The following is a 17,616-nucleotide window of genomic DNA, read 5'->3' on the forward strand; positions in this document are numbered from 1 at the left end:
CTGCACGGATGCCCCTCGCTACGCCAAAGATGTTTCTGGCCCTCGGCCTTGCCGCGATGACTGCGGTCCTGAGCGGCTGCAACACCTATAAGCCGGCGCCGAAGGCTTTCCAGCAGGCGACGATCCAGCCCTATACGCTGGATAGCGGCGACCGCCTGCGCATCACCGTCTTCGACCAGCCGAGCATGACGAACAGCTATACTGTCGATCAGGCCGGCTATATCGCATTCCCGCTTGTCGGCCAGGTCCCTGCCCGTGGCCGCACCCTGCAACAGCTTTCCGGCCAGCTGGCTGGCAAGCTGCGCCAGGGTTATCTTCGCGATCCCGATGTCACCATCGATGTCGATCGCTACCGCTCGATCTTCGTCATGGGCGAAGTCGGCCAGCCCGGCCAATACGCCTATGTTCCCGGCCTGACGGTTCAGAATGCCATCGCCGTTGCCGGCGGTTACACCTCGCGCGCCAATCAGGCCAGCGTCGACGTGACGCGCAAGATCAACGGTCAGGTCATCACCGGCCGCGTCAACATTTCCTCCGCCATCATCGCTGGCGACACGATCTATGTACGCGAACGGCTGTTCTGATCTGACATGACAGACGAACAACGGCCTCTCCGCATCATTCACTGCTTCAGGTCGCCGATCGGCGGAATCTTCCGTCATGTCCGCGATCTGGTCGAGGAGCACAGTAAGGCCGGTCACGAAATCGGCATTCTCTGCGACAGCTCGACCGGTGGCGAGCACGAGGACCGGCTGTTCGACGATATCCGTCCCTATCTGTCGCTTGGGCTGACGCGCGTGCCAATCCGCCGCGCCCCTGGCATCTCCGATATTCCGGTGATCTGGGATACATACAAGACAATCAAAAGTTTGCGGCCTGATGTGCTGCACGGACACGGCGCCAAAGGCGGTGTGCTCGCGCGGCTCGTTGGCTCAGCCCTGCGGGTGAACAGGTATCGCGTAGCCCGCCTCTATACTGCGCATGGCGGAAGCCTGCATTATTCCCGCACCTCGCTCCTCGGGCAGTTCGTGCTCAAGATGGAGCGGCTGCAGGAATATCTGACCGACGCGCTCGTCTTTATCTGCGAATACGAGCGCGACACCTATGCCAAGAAGGTCGGCAAGCCGAAAACCAAGACACGGCTGATCTATAACGGCATCGGGGAACGGGATTTCCAGGTCATTCCCACCCGATCCGATGCGGTCCACTTCATCTATATCGGCATGCTTCGGGACCTTAAGGGTCCCGATCTTTTTGTGGACGCTTTCGCCAAGACCGAGCGGCTGGCCGGGCGCCCCCTCTCCGCATTGATGATCGGCGACGGGCCGGATCGCGACAAGTACCGCGACATGATGGTCGAACGCGGCCTCGGCAAGCGCATCAGCATGCTGCCTGCAATGCGCGTGCAGGAGGCTTTCACGATGTCGCAGAATGTCGTCGTGCCGTCACGCGCCGAGGCCATGCCCTATATCGTTCTCGAAGCGCTCGGCGCCGGCAAGACGGTGATCGCCAGCCGCGTCGGCGGCATCCCGGAAGCGCTCGGCAAGGAGAGCGCAGCACTGGTGACGCCGGGTGACGCGACCGACCTCGCGCGGGTCATGGCCGAGGCGCTTGCCAAGCCCGAATGGGGGCATCAGACCATGCCTTCGACGGAAGCCGTGAAGGCGGTGTTTTCAGCGCCGGTGATGGCGAGAGATGTGCTGAAACTATACTACGAGCTCATCGGCCAGACGCCGACATCTTCAAATATATAAGATCCTGTAAACCTTTCTTAGGGGCTTCCTGCTATGCCGTTTGTATCAACGAGCGGCGGAAGCCTCATGAACAAGGCAGAAAAGAGCGGTCAGTTCGACGTCGAAACGCTGCGCAAGCAGGTCTCGGACATCCATGCGCGCGGCGATACGGCCGAGAAGGCGGATGAGGCAGGGTCGATCAACCCCTACGCCCTGCAGATCGCCGAACAGTTTCGCGAAGGCACGCATTCGCCCGCCATCATCATCGGCCAGTTTCGGCTCTTCGAATTCGCCTCGCAATTCGTCATTGGTCTCCTTGCCTTCCTGATCTGGCCGGGAGACGGCAGCACCGAGACCTTCGCCTCGCGCGTCGCGCTCGCCTTCTTCATCTCCGCCTTTGCCGTCGTCAGCCTGCAGATCAGCGATACCTATTCGATCCCGGCGCTGCGCTCTCGCGTGCGGCTCTTGCCGCGGATCTTCCTCTCCTGGGCAGCCGCCTTCCTGCTGACGGAAATGGTCTTTGCGCTGTTCAACGAGACCTCCTGGGCGAAGATCAACCTGCATCTTGCCTGGTTCTCGGTCGCCGGCCTGTTCCTCATCGGCACCCGCTTCCTCGTCGCCTACGGCATCCGCAACTGGGCGCGCAACGGCGTCATGGAGCGGCGCGCCGTCATCGTCGGCGGCGGCGATCCGGCCAAGGATCTGATCCGCCTGCTCGAATTGCAGCCCGATAACGACATCCGCATCTGCGGCATTTTCGACGATCGCGGCGAGAAGCGCTCGCCGATCATGGTCGCCGGCTATCCGAAGCTCGGCACCGTTGCCGAACTCGTCGAGTTCGTGCGCCTGACGCGCATCGACATGCTGATCATCGCCCTGCCGCTCAGCGCCGAAGCCCGCATCCTGCAGCTTCTGAAGAAGCTCTGGGTGCTGCCGGTCGATATCCGCCTTGCCGCCCATGCCAACCGCCTGCGGTTCCGCCCGCGCGCCTATTCGCATGTCGGCACCGTGCCGATGCTCGACATCTTCAAGAAGCCGATCCAGGACTGGGACTCAGTCGCCAAGCGCGGCTTCGACATCTTCTTCGCGACACTCGCCCTGCTCCTGCTCTGGCCGGTGATGATCGCGACGGCTGTTGCCATCAAGCTGACCTCGAAGGGCCCGGTCTTCTTCATGCAGAAGCGCCACGGCTTCAACAACGAAGTCATCAACGTCTTCAAGTTCCGCTCGATGTACACGAACATGAGCGACCCGAGCGCGAAGGCGGCCGTGACCAAGGGCGACCCACGCGTCACCCCCGTCGGCCGCTTCATCCGCAAATCGTCGATCGACGAGCTGCCGCAGCTCTTCAACGTGCTGCGCGGCGAGCTGTCGCTGGTCGGTCCGCGTCCGCATGCCGTCGCTGCCCAGGCCCACAACCGCGCCTTTGGCGATGTCGTCGAGGGCTATTTCGCCCGCCACCGCGTCAAGCCCGGCGTCACCGGCTGGGCGCAGATCAATGGCTGGCGCGGCGAAGTCGACAATGACGAAAAGATCAAGTTCCGCACGGCCTACGATCTCTATTACATCGAGAACTGGTCGCTCTGGTTCGACCTGAAGATCCTGTTCCTGACGCCGATCCGGCTGCTCAATACGGAAAACGCCTATTGAGCGCGATCGAGGCGACATATCCGCGCGTCGCCGACCCGCAGCGCGTGACGCTGCGTATCATCGGCTCGGCGCTGGTCGCCTTCGGCGTATTCCTCTCCGGCTTCGTCATCGACGAGCCGGCGCCCTACGAGCTCTGGATGGCCGGGCTGACCGGCATCTGGTTCATCCTCGGGCTGCGCATCTCCCGCTACAGCGGCATCCTGCTGGCGCTGCTCATCACCTTCAATGTCGGCGGCATGCTGTCTCTGACTCAGATGAAGGACATGACGGGCGGGCCGATGTATATCGCCGTCTCGACCTTCCTGGCGCTGACATCGGTCTTTTATGCCGCGATCATCGAGGACAATGCCAAGCGCCTCGTGCTGATCTTCAACGCGTGGGTGTTTGCCGCCGTCATCACCTCGCTGCTCGGCATTCTCGGCTACTTCCACGCCTTCCCCGGCTCGGAAGTCTTCACGCTCTACGACCGCGCCAAGGGCGCCTTCCAGGATCCGAACGTCTTCGGTCCGTTCCTCGTCGCCCCATCGCTCTACCTCGTGCACGGCATGCTGACGCGCAGCCTGCTGAGCTCGCCGGTCCGCGCCCTTGCGCTGCTGATCCTGGCGCTCGGCGTCTTCCTGTCCTTTTCGCGCGCCGCCTGGGGCCTCTTCCTGCTGACGATCGTCATCCTGATCTTCGTCATGCTCCTGAAAGAACGCACCGGCGCCTTCCGCCTGAAGATCCTGCTGATGTCGATGACGGCGGTGATCCTGATGGTCGCGGCACTCGTCATCGCCCTGCAGATCCCGCAGGTCGCCGACCTCTTCAGCACCCGCGCACAGCTGGTGCAGCAATATGACGGCGAATATCTCGGCCGATTCGACCGCCACCGCATCGGCTTCCAGATGATGATGGAGCGGCCGCTCGGGATCGGCCCGATGGTGTTCGGCACGATCTTCCCCGAAGACGAGCACAATATCTGGCTGAAGTGCCTGACGACCTATGGCTGGCTCGGCTTCGTCACCTATGTCTTGATGCTGATCTGGACCATCTATCTCGGTTTCAAGAACCTGCTCAAGGATCGCCCCTGGCAGCCCTTCCTGATGATCGCCTGGATCTGCGTCATCGGCCATGCGACGATCGGCAACGTCATCGATATCGACCACTGGCGCCACGTCTATCTGCTGTTCGGCATCGTCTGGGGCTGCGCCGCACTGGAGCACCGCCACCAGCTCGCCGAGATGCGCAAAACCGGCGTCAGCGCCACTTGAGAAGCGGCCCGTCCGCGCTAAACTTCTCCTCATGATCACGGGAACACAGATACGCGGCGCCCGCGCCATGACGGGCATGAGCATCGAGGAACTGGCCGCTGCATCCGGCCTTTCCGCAAAAATCGTTTCGGCGCTCGAACAGGGCGAAGGCAGCGGCGAGCCGCAGGCCTTTCTCGCCGCCAAGCACGCGCTGGAGGCGGCCGGCATCATCTTCATCGCCAGCGGCAATCATGACGAAGGCGGCCCCGGCGTGCGCCTCAAGGCACGCGGCAACGGCGACGACGGCCTGCGGCCCGAAGAGCTCAACGCCACCAATGACGATTAATCCGGAACCAAACCGGCCTTCACGCGTTTTCTGCGCGCAATCAATGCGTTGAGGGAAATCATCTTGAATCGTAACAGCAGTCTTTATTTCGTCATCGGCGCGCTCGTGGTCGTCGTCATCGGCCTTGGCGCCTATATTTATCGTGAAGAAAGCAAGCCGGAGGGCGTCGAGCTCAGCATCGGCCAGAACGGCATTTCCGTCGAGCAGAAGTAATCTTCAGAGATAGGCCTTGGTCAGGGCGGCGAGCTTTGCGCCGTCTCTGACACCCTGCCGGTAAAGCTGGATCATCACCGCGCCCAGGCGCTCGGCCTCCTGCGTGCGGCGGCCGACGCCGCGGTCCTCGCAGACTTCATCCAGGACATTGGAAATCACGTCGAGATCGTCCGAAAACAGCGGGAGGTCGCGCGGATGGATAGTCGTGTCGAGCATCGAGGCGGCACTTCCTGAAAGCCTGACGCAGAATACCTGCAGCGGCAGATGAGATCGGGAACGCCTGCACTATGCGCGCGGATTTCACGCTTTGCAACTCTCTGAAATTTAGCGGGAACAAAGGAACATGCCCGGCGTTCGATGCCAGGTTCAAATCAGTACAAAGACCGTGTCATGAGTCAGAGAAGCTTCCCCTCCCCCGTTCGCGTCAAATCCGCAACCGCAGACCTGATCATCTCCACCGCCTGGGATGCCGTCGAGTTCCTGAAGCGCTGGCCGGGCAACCGCGGCCGCGAATACCGCATCGCCATGCAGCATTGCCTCGACGCGCTCGACGGCCTGATCAGCGCCAGCAAGGCACGGCTTTCCTTCATCACCGCCGCCCGCATCGCCGGGCTGCTTGCCTGAACGGCCGAGGCGGCGGTCAGTGCTTGCGCAGCGGCACGACCTCGGCCAGCCGCGGATGCAGAGCACCTTCGGTGATCGCCCTGCCGCTGAGTTCGATGAGATATTCCCCGGCAAGCTCCGTCAGCGCTATCGCGACATCGCCTTCTGCCCATCCGGCCCTGACAGCCTCGTCCGTCAGCGCCTGAAACGCCTCGACAAGCCGCTCCCGCGAACCGTCCATCATCCTGCGACCGGTCATTGCTGTCCCTCCGCTGCGCCATCTGGCGTTTCGTCAGGATACGTGCGGTAGCGGCGAAAAGACGAGAACTATTCACAAAAGGTAGCGGCCAATTTTGGTGGGGTCGAGCGGACGCGCGTAGACGTGAAGCGTCCAGGCTGAGGGTCACCTAGTGAGACCTAGGTGGAAATTCTTGCTTTGCTCTGTTTTCCGTTGGGTCATCCCTGGCCCCAGGGATAGAGCGGCTTTAACCCGCCAATCCGTAGCAACGTAGCAGCGCTAGAAAACGTGTTGAAGAACTAGAAGCTAGAGTTGCAAGACTCGGCGACTAAGATCACCTTTTCCATGTAATATTTTGCGACGTGTAGGGAACGGACATGGCGTCGAATTTCGAAAGATACGAGAAAGATATTGAGCGCTTGGGGAAGTTTGGCGCGAAGCTTACCATGAGCCTCCAAAAGCTGACGCGCCCAAAAGATCCCGTCATACATGACTTCGCGCCTGAAGAGGTTGAGAACCTGCCGGACTTTGGTGCCAATTATCAAGCTTGGTATTCGGAGTCCTTAGCGTTGGTGAAGCAACTCATCCCCGAGCGCGAAGACGACTTCCGTAGCTACTACCAGCATAAAGGACAGCGCTCCACCATCATGTGGGCGAACTATACGATTAGCGATGCCCTGCGCGGTGTTCAAACCCATGCCGGGGTTACCCCTGCCGCCGCAATCCCAGCCATGTTCCAACAATTCAATATTATCAACGGTCTTCGGAATAGGTTCAGATCGTCACTGTATGACATAAGGACGCTTGTCCACGCCGACGTACTAGATGACGAACTGCACGCCGCCGAAGTGCTGAACACAAGCGGCTTTGTACGCGGCGCAGGCGCGGTTGCTGGTGTGGTTTTGGAAGGCCACCTTGGGGCGGTTTGTGCTCGTCACGGCTTGGCGATCAAGAAAAAGCATCCCACTATTTCAGACTTTTACCAAGCTTTGAAAGACGCTAGCGTTATCGATCTCGTGCAGTGGCGTTTCATCCAACACCTCGCGGATATTCGCAACAAATGCGATCACAAGGCGCCGACGGACCCGACAGCTACAGAAGTTGCAGAGTTGATCGAGGGCGTTCGCAAGATCACCAAGACAGTTATGTAGATCGGGATTGCAGTGGACTGATAAGGAAGGGATTACGTGTTTCTTGGGCCCATTCCGCGACCGGGCAGGAATTGGCTTCATTGAGTGGCAAGAAAAAATCGTGAGCTTTCCGTGCTCTTTTGTGGATCTTTTATCCTTTTCGTTCTCCTCTAGGCCATCTCGGCCCTTGGGGGAGAGAACGAAAACCCTTGGTGTTCAAGGGTTTAAATGGTCGGGGCGACAGGACTTGAACCTGCGACCCCTTGACCCCCAGTCAAGTGCGCTACCGGGCTGCGCTACGCCCCGACCTGCCTAAACGGCTTGCATCGTTTAGTTTTTCGACGGCTTGAATGCAAGCGGAAAAAGGATCTATCCGCTCAAAAAGCCGACAGTTGATTACGCCCTGGCGATCGAGACGGCGCCGGGCTTGGTTTCGACGCGGAAATCCGTGTAGCCGTCGGTTTCGGCGTGAGGTGTTTCGAAGGGCGTTGCGTGGGTCGTGGTGATGACGACGACGTCGGCGCCGGCGGCTTCACCGGCGAGAATGCCGGCGACGGCATCTTCGAAGACGAGGCAACGGGCCGGATCGACGCCGAGGCGCTTGGCGCCGAGGATGTAGCATTCCGGGCTCGGCTTGCCCGCCGAGACTTCCTCGCCTGTTACCATGACCTTCGGCAGCGGAATGCCGGCCGCCTTCAGGCGCTTGAAGGCGAGTTCGGCGGGGGCCGAGGTGACGATCGCCCAACGGTCGTCCGGCAGGCTCTTGACGAAATCGATGGCGCCGGGGATTTCGATGATGCCCTCGACATCCTCCATCTCGGCGTCGAGCAGCAGCTTTGCCTCATGGAAGGGATCGACGCCCGGCAGGCCGAGATTGCGGACGGTATCGGAGGCGCGAACGCCGTGCACGGTCTTCATGAACACCTCCGGCTCAAGGCCGTGGCGCTTTGCCCAGTCGCCCCAGACGCGCTCCACGACGGCGATCGAGTTCACCAGCGTGCCGTCCATGTCGAAGAGGAAAGCGTCGTAGTCTTTGCCGAAGATATTGGAGTTGGGCACTGCGTATTCCTTGTCTGCTAGGTGATTGGCGGGCGATGGCCGGGTTCAACCGGTCTGCTTTTCCATCGGCCAGGTGTCCGAGAGGCGGTAGCCCGCGGGATAGGGGTCGGAGGGATCGAGCATCAGCTGCTGCGTTCCCGTCACCCAGGCGCGGCCGGAAATGATCGGCACAATGCCCGGATTGCCGCCGATATCGGCTTCGGAATCGATCGAGCAATGGAACTCGGAGCCGATGATCGAGCGGCCGGTGAACCTGTCGCCGACCTTCATCTGGCCCCTCGCATGCAGGACGGCCATGCGCGCCGAGCAGCCGGTTCCGGTCGGCGAGCGGTCGATCTTGCCCGGCCGGATGGCGACGGCATTGGCGCCGGTCAGGATGCCGTTCTCGACGGCGACGGGGGCCGCGAACTGGCAGAAGGAGATGTGGTCCCAGCCGCTGTTGACGGGATGGACGAAGCCGAGCTGTTCGTTGGCGGCTTTGGTGATCTTCATGCCGAGTTCGGCGAGATCGCGGGCCTCGTGCGGGGCGATCGAGAAGCCGAGCGCATGGGCATCGACGATGACGAAGCTGTCGCCGCCATAGGCGGTATCGACGGTCAGCGTGCCGAGCCCCTCGACCTCCAGCTTGGCATCGAGCTTGTCGGCGAAAGAGGCGACGTTCTTGACGCTGATGCGCTCGGCCTTGCCGTTGCGGCAGGTGGCAGTGACCTCGATGAGACCGGCCGGCGGCTCGAGGATCATCTTGGTTTCCGGTTCCTGCATCGGGATGATGCCGGTGTCGAGGAGCACGGTCGAAACGCAAATCGAGTTGGAGCCGGACATCGGCGGCGTGTCGGCGGGCTCCATGATGATCCAGCCCATCTGCGCCTTCGGGTTTTTCGGCGGCACCAGCAGGTTCACATGGCGGAAGACGCCGCCGCGCGGTTCGTTGAGCACGAAATTGCGCAGCGTCTCATCCGTAGCGATGAAGCGGGACTGATCCCAGACCGTATCACCGGGCGGTGGCGCGACGCCGCCGACGATCACATCGCCCACCTCGCCTTCGGCGTGGCAGGTAACGACATGGATGACCTTGGATGTTCTCATCGCCCCCAACTCCTCTTCAGGCCTCCTGTCTAACCGTGGCAGCGGCGCTTGCCAAGGTCAGTAGCGGCCATCCGGGTGGGTCGCCTCGCGGACATTGGCGAGGCCGCGATTGGCGTCCTTGCTGCCGGTCGCAGCCGCCGCCTCGAAGACGCGGGTGGCATCGCCATACATCTTGAGGTTCAAGTAGCAGTAGCCGCGCAAGACCATCAGGTCGATGGTTTCCTGCTTCAGCTGGGCGCGCTGGTCGAGATAGATCAGCGTTTCGCGATAGCGCTTGGCGCCATAGGCCGAGAGCGCGCGGTCGGCGAGGATGGCGACCTGCAGCTCGGCGGCGCGCTGGCGGTTCTGTGGGGCGCGGGTTGCGGAGACGGCAGCGTTGTTCGACAGGCCGGCGCGCAGATAGGCGAGGCTCTGGCCGTAGGCAGCATCTTCGCGGTTCTGGCGCGCCGGGCTCTTCAGCGCCGTCTCGAAGGCGGCAATCGCTTCCATCGGGCGGTTGAGATCCATCAGGCACCAGCCGCGGGTCAGCGCATCGCCGGGGCTCAGCATGCTGGCATCGATCGTCGTGGCGCAGCCGCGGGGGGCGCGTGCCGTCTGCTGAACGGCGGCGGGCCGGGACGGCTCGGCATCGTAGCTCGCAACCTGCGTGCGCTGGCGCTGAACCGGCTGCTGGTAGGCCTGCTGCTGTTGCACGGGCTGATACTGCTGCTGCGCCGGCTGATATTGCTGGGGCGCCTGCTGGTACTGTTGCTGTTGCACCGGCTGCGGCGTGGGCGCGACGGCGACGGGCGCATTGGTCTGTGGCGCCTGGGTCGGGCCGGGCAGCGGCGCGGAGGCGTTCGGCGTCAGCGACGAGGTGTCGTCGAGCGTAGCGATACGCTGCGAGCGGCCGGCCCAGAGCCTCTGGACTTCGGCAACGCCCTTGCGGTCGTTCAGCTGCTCGCGGGTGATCGCCAGGCCATAGGCGGAAGGCTCGTCATCGGGCTTCCAGCGCAACGCCGTTTCGAACCAGCGCGCGGCCGTCTGCGGTTGATTGAGCGAACGGGCATACCAGCCATATTGCTGGGCGGTCGGCACGTATTTCTGGGCGATGATTTCGGTCGCCATGCGGCCGAGCACGTCCTCGGTAATGTTGGCCGGGGCTGCAGCGCCATCAGGTTGGCGGTGGCAGCCAGATAGGTGTCCATCGCGTCCTTGGAATCGTTGCGCCACTTGAACATGACGTCTTCGGCTTCCTGTGGCGCCTTGCGATCGACCAGCGCCAGCGCGAGGCCTTCAGAGGCCGAGGCGCTGTCTTCCTTGGTGCGGGCGGCACGGAACCATTTTTCGGCATCGGTCGCATTCTGGCGGCGCAGCTGGTACCAGCCGAGCAGCAGCGCATCGGCCGGTTCGCCCTGGGCTTCGGCAAGGCGCTCGACGCGCGAAATGTAATCGGCAGCGATCGTCAGCTTGTTGTCGGCATTGCCTTCGGCGAGGAAGCGGCGGGCAAGGTCGTCACGAATGCTGTCGAATTCACGCGCGCCGCTGACGGCCGGCTGTTCGAGCGCCAACAGCGACTGCATCGGCTGGTACGGCAGCACGGCTGCGGCCTTCTGGATGGTCGCCAGGCGCTCCTGCGGATTGGTGCAGTTCTTCAGGATATAGGTATAAGCGTCGATGCCGCGCTGCTGGCGGTCCGTATCGACGAAGGCTTCGGCGACGCGCCAGAGGACATCGATATCGCTGCAGGTCAGCAGGCTCGGCGTTGCGGCGCCGATATCGACGACGGTCGCATATTGCTTGAGATCGGATGCATTGATCAGCCGCGCACGGGCTTCGGCGACATCCAGGCGGTCGAGCAGGTCGGCCGGCGGCTGCCAGGCGGGCTCGGCGGTCTGCCGGTTGGCGATCGCCGAACGCAGCTCGGCATAGCGGCCCTCGGAATAGAGCTGCCACATGGTCTCGAGCTGCTTGTCGCCGCTTTGCGGCACGGCCAGCGGATCGGCCGGGGGAACCCAGTTCGGATAGAGCGCCTGAAGACGGGAGATTTCAGCCTGCAGACGCACCTTGTCGCCGCGGCTGGCGAAATAGCGCAGCGCGCTTTCATCGACCTTCGGCTGCCCCTGGGCCTGGCTCTGCGGCTGCGCAGCAGCTGTTGCCGGTACGGGCTGCGTCTGCTGTGCTGTCTCGACCGGAGCAGCATCGGCATTGACCGGTGCGGCCGGTGTCACGGTGACCGGCGGAACGGCCGAAACCGGCGCCTGTCCCTGCCCTTGCGCCTGCGTCTGGGCAGTCAGAACGGGCGCTGCAGCCTGCAGCCGGTCGGTGATCGCCTGAACGTCGATCTTCGGGTCAGCCGGCGCATCCGGACCCTTGATGCGCTCCATCAGCATCAGGTTAGGAGCGTTGTCTTCTTCACCAATCCCGAAGCGCTGCTGTAGCGCCGCGCGATCCTTCAGGCCGGTAATGACACCAGCCACGACGACTGCCGCGGAAATTGCAACGAGAGAGGACTTCACAGACACTCCGGATGTTTCTCCCCAACGAATGCCAGCCCGAGCAGCTGGAGGGTGGACGGATAGTAGAGCGCTGGCGAGAACTGCAGAGCTGATTCTGGCAGTTTCGCACCATGCACCACACAGGCCACAACATCGTTAACAATTCGATAACCAGCATCCGAAAGCGCGGCTTTCGGTTTACCAGTGGTGAGATCGATGGTGGCCGGAGCCCCGTCCACCGTCATGCCCTGCTGCAGCCGTCCGAAGAGCTCGGCGTCGGTCACACCGGCCCGCGCGAGATAGAGCGGGATGCGGATCGCGTTATACGCAAACTCGGCATCGAAGCCCTCTGCAGGTGCCGGCATGCGCGCCAGGCTCACCCATTCGGCCGGCAGCTTGCGCGGGCCGAACTGCATGCTGCGCAACAGCGCCAGACCATCGTCGTTGAGCTTCTGCCACTGGTCGGAGGGCGCCAGCAGCGCCATGACCGGCAGCGCCTCGTAGATCCAGTAGGATGGGTTGATGACGGGACCATCCTTGCGGCCGGGCGGCATGAAACCTTCAACGCCGGGCATCAGCAGCGTGCGGCCGCCGGATTGAACGACGGCTTCGGTCAGCAGCGAATGCGCCATCTTGGCGGCCGCCTCGATATATTCGGGCTTCTTCCAGGCAGCACCGGCAAGCGCCAGTGCGTAGGCAATCAAGAGGTCGCCGTCGGAGGCGTTGTTGATGTCGGTTACGTGCGGCTTGGAATTCGGATCCCACTTCCAGACCGCCAACCCGTCATTGCGCAGCAAGAGCTCGGTGCGGGTGAAGTACCAGATCTGCTCGAAATCGGAGGGGCTGTTGGCGAGGTAGGAAAGCAGCAGGCCATAGCCCTGCCCTTCGCTGTGGCTGATATTGCCGTTGCCATTGTCGATGACACGGCCGGTCTGATCGAGGAACTGCGTCTTGTAGGCCGCCCAGGCCTGAGGAGCGACCAGAACCTGTTGTGCCGCGGCTGGCTGCCACAGCAGGTTGAGGGCAACGACGCCCGCCATCAGCCGCGTCGCGATCCCCCTCATTTTCCTCGTCCCAGTCTGCCGAGCATGCTCGATGTCGCGACGCCGATCAGCATCGACAGGACGACCAGCAGGAAGGCGTAGGAGAGAATGTTGGTCGACAGCCAGTTGGCGGCGATCAGGCGATAGTTGGCGATCGTCCAGGTCTGCGACGGCACGAAATCGAAGCGCGTCACCGGGACGCTTTCGACCTTGCCCGTTTTCGACGAATAGGTGGTGATGTGGCCTGATATCTGCGGCCAGTTGGCCTGAGAGGTCAGCGCTTCGGCGCCTTCGCGCAGATCCTTTGCCGAGGGTGCGGTGACCAGCGTCCAGGTGCCGTTGCCTTCAGGGCTCGTGCCCTGCGCCACCATCATCGTTGCGACATTCGACGGGGCGAAGACTTCTTCGGCGCCCGGCACGAATTGCAGCGAGCTCAGCGAAATGTCGAAGTTGCGGCGCATCCATTCCTGGAAGGCGGTGACCTGCCCCTTCCAGGCGCCGCCGCTGACCTTCGAACGCCATTCGTCGAAGGCGGCGTTGGTGTCGGGTGCTGCTGCGCCGGTATCAGGCACGGGACGCCACGAGGCCTGGCTGGCGGTCGCGACATTGACCTGCGACAGCGCCGTTGCCGGAAGCTGCGAGATCGAGCCGATGAACATCGCGTCGCGGTCGCCGATCGTGCTCGGCGAGGCCGAGGTTTCGATATCGATCGGGTGACCGGCCATGCTCGCCATCTGGCCGAGCAGCGTTGCCGCAGCGGAGAGCGTATCGGCATCGGCGCGGTCCAGGAACAGCGGCATCGGCGCGGTCAGGCGCCCATAGGGATAGGCAGTGCCGGCCATCGCCGCGAGGTTCGGCCGCTGCCCGACGCGGGCGAAATCCGGCATGTGGAATTCGGTCGTATCGAAGAGCGCGAAACGCGGCGTGCCACCGGCCGTCGAGCCGGGCGCGCAGGCGGCGTCTTCCTTGGTTTGCAGGATCGCTTCGAGCGCCAGCTCGTTCAGGCCCGGCTTGAAATGCCGCATCGTGACGCGGATCGGCAGATGGCGCAGGATGCCGCCGCCGGTCGAAGTGATCGGCACGGTCGAGGCGATGTTGCCGTTGACATAGATGTCGATATGGCTGCCGGGGAGCACGTTCTCCGTATAGGCGGCATCGAGCAGCACGGTCGCTTCGCCATAGGCATTGGCATAGAAATCGGCGGGAACGGCGACGTTGAAATCGGTGCGGAAGCGGCGGCCGGAGAATTCGGTGGTCTTGACGCCGAGCTTCTGGAAGCTGAGGCGCGTGTCCTCGAAAAGCAGCGGCGCATCCGGCGCCGTCCAGCGCTGCGTCGTCAGCACGTCACGGCGTACATCGGGCGAACGGTCGGTGGGCTGAACGATCGTATCGATCGCCTGCGAGATCGCCGGCCAGGACGGGCCGCTGATCAAGAGTACCGTCGAGCCCGTCCGCGGATCGGTCGCGAAGGTGGCGAGCGGGGCGGACTGGACGGCCGGAGGCAGCGCCGGGAAGTAAGGCGCGAGCTCGGCCGGCGTGCCGACGAGAACGGTGAGCTTACCGGCACCACCGGTCGGCAGGCGATCGGCGCTGAAGGAGAAAGTCTGGTTCGGCATGCCGCTGAGAACGGACAGGCCCTGCGTCAGGCGCAGCAGCGGCTTCGTCGTACCCGGCTGCTCGAGCGCCGGGACCAGCAGATCGAATTCGGTCTTGCCCGCGCCATCGACGCCGATTGCGCGGATCGCATCGGTGCTCGACAGGCGCGCGGCATCCTGCCCTGCAAAGCTGAAATAGGTCTGTGACGGATCGATATTCGACCACAGCTCATAGGTGGACTGGATGCTGCAATCGGTGCGGTGACGCTGGTTGGTCTCGAAGGTCAGCAGATTTGCGCCCGGCTGCAGCAGCCCGCGCGGCACGTCGAAGCTGACGGAGGACTGGCTGTCGGGCGAGCCCACCTGCTGCTGGCCGACCGGCCGGTTGTTGATCAGCACGGTGATCTGCGAGGCCTCGGGGGCGACGACGATCGAGTTCTGATAGGCGAAGTTGAACTTTGCCGGTGCGGCCGCCTGCTCGGGCGTCAGATAGACGGACCAGGACTTGCGGTCATATTCGCCTTCCAGGCCGAACTTGGCGGCAGGCACGACATAGCGCACGACGTTGCCGGCTGCACGGGCGGTGGCTGCCGCATCCGGCGTCGCAGGCGTCTGTTGCGGCTGCGCTGCGGGCTGCTGTGCGGCGCCGGGCGACGCGGGAACCGGGGATGCCGGGACAGGTGCCGGAGCGGCCGCGGGCTGCGACAGGACCGGCGGCGTTGCCGGAACGGCAGGAACGGGTGCAGGTTGCGCAGCGACGGGTGCGGCTGGGACAGGTGCGGCGGGAACCGGCGCCGGCTGCGCAGGAGCTGCCGCCGGCTGCTGGGCCGGAACCGTCATGCGCGGCACCATCGGCTGCAGGCCGGCCGGACGCTCGCCGGACATGTCGAAGGGTGCGGGCGCCTGCGCGGTCTGCGCATAGGCGATCGCCGAGGCACTGAGAAGCAGAGCGGAGGCAGCGGCAAGCTTCTTCATCAGCCGTTCGCCTTTGCCGTCTGTTGCTGTTGCTGCTGTTGCGCCTCGCGCTCCGGCCGCATGCTGCGGAAGAAATACACCAGGCCGCGGCTGGTCTGATAGAAGGACAGGCCGAGGAACCAGATGGTGCCGCGGATGAGGCCCGGGTTGCGGCGGCGGCTCTGCTGGAACTGCGTCCACTGGTCGGAGTTCGCAAACATCAGGTCGGCGATCAGGCGGTGGTCGAGAGCGTTCTTCGGAACATACTGGCAGCCGACCATGGTGATGTCGCCCGAAGGCTCCATGTTGCGGACGATGAGCGGCAGGGTTTCGAGATCGGCGCCGCTATAGGGGCGGAAGCGGATTTCGCCCTCGGCCCCGACGGTCATCTGATCGAGCTGCTTGTTGAAGACATGCAGGCGGGCGCCGTGGACGGAGACGTCCTCGATCGAGGCCGTGTACCATTTGCCGTTGACCCCGAGCTCGCAGCGGCGGTTGACGCGCACGCGCCGCGACGAGGAGCGCTCGCCGCGCTCGGAGACGACGCCCAACGCACAGCCGGCCATGATCAGGTTGATGATGTTCCAGCCGCCGACGACGAGCGTCACATCGGCCTTATAGGGCTCGGCATAGATGCGGTAGATGGTGATGATCAAGGCGATGATCTGCACCGCGAAGATGACGAAGAACGGACGGCTGATTTCCGACAGCCGGCTGACGGCGATCGACTCGTCCTTCGCCGTGACCTTGAAGGTCGGCTTGCGCGGATTGAGCATGACCGAGACGACGGCGGGCAGAAGGTGGACCGTCTGCACATATTCGTAGAGCTCCGAGATCCACGGCCAGCGGAACGAACCGTAGAGATAGTTCTGCATCATCAGGTTCACGAGCATGTAGGCCAGCGTATAGGCCAGGAACTCGCCGCCCGACGCGGTGAAGATTTCGAGATCGAAGAACAAGTAGAAGAGCGGCGCGAAGAGGAAGATCGTGCGCGGGAACGGGAACAGCCAGAACAGCGTCGACGACATGTAGCAGAGACGCTGCGGGATCGTCAGGCCGCGCTTCAGGAGCGGGAAGCGGAAACGCAGGATCTGCATCATGCCCTGCGCCCAGCGGCTGCGCTGGCCGATGAAGCTCGCGAAGGTGGCGGGCTGCAGGCCGGCGATCAGCGGCTTGTCGACATAGATCGAGTTCCAGCCGGTGCCATGCAGCGCCAGAGCGGTCTCGCAGTCCTCGGTGATGCTGATACCGGAGAAGCCGCCCTGGCTCTCCAGCGCCTTGCGGCTGAGAACGGCTGCGGAGCCGCAGAAGAAGGCGGCATTCCACTTGTCGAGACCGCGCTGGATGATGCCGTAGAACATCTCGTTCTCGCTCGGCATGTTGTCGAAGGTGCGCAGGTTGCGCTCCAGCGGGTCGGGATTGATGAAGAAGTGCGGCGTCTGCACCAGGAAGAGCTTCGGGTCGTCGTCGAAATAGCCGACGGTCTCCAGCAGGAAGTCGCGGGCCGGCGCGTGGTCGGCGTCGAAGACGGCGATCAGTTCGCCGGTCGAGTGTTTCATGCCGTTGTTGAGGTTACCGGCCTTGGCATGCTCGTTGCGGTCGCGCGTCAGATATTTGACGTCGAGATCTTCGCAGAGCTGCTTCAGTTCGGCGTGACGCGCGACTGCGGCCTGTGCCTCGACGAGCTTGTTGGAATTGCGCTTCTGCAGCGTGCCGCCGTCATCGAGCAGCCAGACATGCAGCTTCTCTTTCGGATAATCCATCGCCTTGGCGGCCGCCAGCGTGTTGGCAAGCAGGTGGGCGTCTTCGTTGTAGGAGGGAACGAAGACGTCGACATGCGGGAAGCGCTCCTCGCGCGCGGCACGCGACGGGCGCGGCGGCAGCGGGGTGGCGACGATGAAAAGGCTGAGCGCCAGCATCGCCACCGAATACATTTCGGCGAGATAGAGCAGCAGGCCGGGGATGAAGTTTTCCAGCTGATTGACCGGCGGCAGCGTGTTGGTCGTGCGCCAGTAGACGTAGCGCAGAACGATCGCCGTGCCGAAGGCGAGCGCGATCAGGCGCCAGGTCCCCTCGCCCTTCATCACCTTGATGATCGCCATGATGGTGACGACGGTGATGCTGGCGATGAGCTGGGTCTGCAGGTTCACCGGCAGCGTGATCAGCGCAATCGTGCAGAGCGAGACAACCGCCCATATCAGGATGCTTCGGGCCTTATGCATCGACGTTCCTTCGAAATGACAGAACCGGGCCATGAGGC

At 63.1% G+C, this 17,616-nt stretch carries 15 protein-coding genes, 1 tRNA gene and 1 pseudogene; 8 read left to right on the forward strand and 9 right to left on the reverse strand.

Annotation, left to right across the window (positions count from 1 at the left end; genetic code table 11):
• Positions 1-8: 8 nt before the first annotated feature.
• The 6 genes from F2982_RS02325 (at position 9) to F2982_RS02350 (ending at position 5,171) form a co-directional block, all read left to right on the forward strand.
• Positions 9-584 carry a polysaccharide biosynthesis/export family protein gene (locus F2982_RS02325; RefSeq protein WP_112718731.1) on the forward strand — a complete coding sequence of 192 codons (576 nt, stop codon included), beginning with the start codon at positions 9-11 and terminating at the stop codon, positions 582-584.
• A gap of 6 nt (positions 585-590) precedes the next feature.
• Positions 591-1,754 carry a glycosyltransferase family 4 protein gene (locus F2982_RS02330; protein ID WP_203429118.1) on the forward strand — a complete coding sequence of 388 codons (1,164 nt, stop codon included), beginning with the start codon at positions 591-593 and terminating at the stop codon, positions 1,752-1,754.
• A gap of 66 nt (positions 1,755-1,820) precedes the next feature.
• A complete protein-coding gene (locus F2982_RS02335) occupies positions 1,821-3,383 on the forward strand; it encodes an undecaprenyl-phosphate glucose phosphotransferase (protein WP_203429119.1) in 1,563 nt (520 codons plus the stop codon).
• Positions 3,380-4,633 (forward strand): O-antigen ligase family protein, encoded by a 1,254-nt coding sequence (locus F2982_RS02340; RefSeq protein WP_203429120.1) that lies wholly within the window; start codon positions 3,380-3,382, stop codon positions 4,631-4,633. The genes F2982_RS02335 and F2982_RS02340 overlap by 4 nt, the downstream gene beginning before the upstream one ends.
• Before the next feature lie 31 nt (positions 4,634-4,664).
• A complete protein-coding gene (locus F2982_RS02345) occupies positions 4,665-4,958 on the forward strand; it encodes a helix-turn-helix transcriptional regulator (RefSeq protein ID WP_203429121.1) in 294 nt (97 codons plus the stop codon).
• Positions 4,959-5,021: 63 nt separating this feature from the next.
• Positions 5,022-5,171, forward strand: coding sequence for a hypothetical protein (locus F2982_RS02350; protein ID WP_165402739.1), 150 nt, complete (start codon positions 5,022-5,024; stop codon positions 5,169-5,171).
• Positions 5,172-5,174: 3 nt separating this feature from the next.
• Here the strand turns inward: F2982_RS02350 and F2982_RS02355 are convergent, their stop codons facing one another.
• Positions 5,175-5,387 carry a hypothetical protein gene (locus tag F2982_RS02355; protein WP_112718736.1) on the reverse strand — a complete coding sequence of 71 codons (213 nt, stop codon included), beginning with the start codon at positions 5,385-5,387 and terminating at the stop codon, positions 5,175-5,177.
• 174 nt (positions 5,388-5,561) lie between these two features.
• Here F2982_RS02355 and F2982_RS02360 point away from each other — a divergent pair, with 174 nt between their 5' ends.
• Positions 5,562-5,795, forward strand: a complete 234-nt coding sequence (locus F2982_RS02360; RefSeq protein WP_199628785.1) for a DUF982 domain-containing protein — start codon at positions 5,562-5,564, stop codon at positions 5,793-5,795.
• A 16-nt stretch (positions 5,796-5,811) separates the two neighbouring features.
• On the opposite strand, the gene F2982_RS02365 is transcribed toward F2982_RS02360, so the two are convergent.
• Complete coding sequence (locus F2982_RS02365) at positions 5,812-6,033, reverse strand: hypothetical protein (protein ID WP_199628786.1); 222 nt, start codon at positions 6,031-6,033, stop codon at positions 5,812-5,814.
• A 356-nt stretch (positions 6,034-6,389) separates the two neighbouring features.
• Between F2982_RS02365 and F2982_RS02370 the strand changes: the two genes are divergently transcribed.
• Positions 6,390-7,163 (forward strand): hypothetical protein, encoded by a 774-nt coding sequence (locus F2982_RS02370; RefSeq protein WP_203429122.1) that lies wholly within the window; start codon positions 6,390-6,392, stop codon positions 7,161-7,163.
• A gap of 208 nt (positions 7,164-7,371) precedes the next feature.
• Here F2982_RS02370 and F2982_RS02375 read toward each other — a convergent pair.
• The 7 genes and pseudogenes from F2982_RS02375 to bcsA form a co-directional block, all read right to left on the reverse strand.
• A tRNA-Pro gene (locus F2982_RS02375) sits at positions 7,372-7,448 on the reverse strand.
• A 90-nt stretch (positions 7,449-7,538) separates the two neighbouring features.
• Positions 7,539-8,150 carry an HAD family hydrolase gene (locus F2982_RS02380; RefSeq protein WP_130282880.1) on the reverse strand — a complete coding sequence of 204 codons (612 nt, stop codon included), beginning with the start codon at positions 8,148-8,150 and terminating at the stop codon, positions 7,539-7,541.
• Between the two features lie 96 nt (positions 8,151-8,246).
• Complete coding sequence (locus F2982_RS02385) at positions 8,247-9,287, reverse strand: proline racemase family protein (RefSeq protein ID WP_203429124.1); 1,041 nt, start codon at positions 9,285-9,287, stop codon at positions 8,247-8,249.
• Positions 9,288-9,344: 57 nt separating this feature from the next.
• Positions 9,345-11,785: pseudogene (locus F2982_RS02390) on the reverse strand (cellulose synthase).
• Positions 11,782-12,828, reverse strand: a complete 1,047-nt coding sequence (locus F2982_RS02395; RefSeq protein WP_203429125.1) for a glycosyl hydrolase family 8 — start codon at positions 12,826-12,828, stop codon at positions 11,782-11,784. Before F2982_RS02395 ends, F2982_RS02390 begins: the two are co-directional and overlap by 4 nt.
• Complete coding sequence (locus F2982_RS02400; RefSeq protein ID WP_203429126.1) at positions 12,825-15,377, reverse strand: cellulose biosynthesis cyclic di-GMP-binding regulatory protein BcsB; 2,553 nt, start codon at positions 15,375-15,377, stop codon at positions 12,825-12,827. Before F2982_RS02400 ends, F2982_RS02395 begins: the two co-directional genes overlap by 4 nt.
• Positions 15,377-17,578 (reverse strand): UDP-forming cellulose synthase catalytic subunit, encoded by a 2,202-nt coding sequence (bcsA, locus tag F2982_RS02405; protein ID WP_112718827.1) that lies wholly within the window; start codon positions 17,576-17,578, stop codon positions 15,377-15,379. Before bcsA ends, F2982_RS02400 begins: the two co-directional genes overlap by 1 nt.
• Positions 17,579-17,616 lie beyond the last annotated feature (38 nt).

Source organism: Rhizobium sp. BG4 (assembly GCF_016864575.1).
Classification (GTDB): Bacteria; Pseudomonadota; Alphaproteobacteria; order Rhizobiales; family Rhizobiaceae; genus Rhizobium.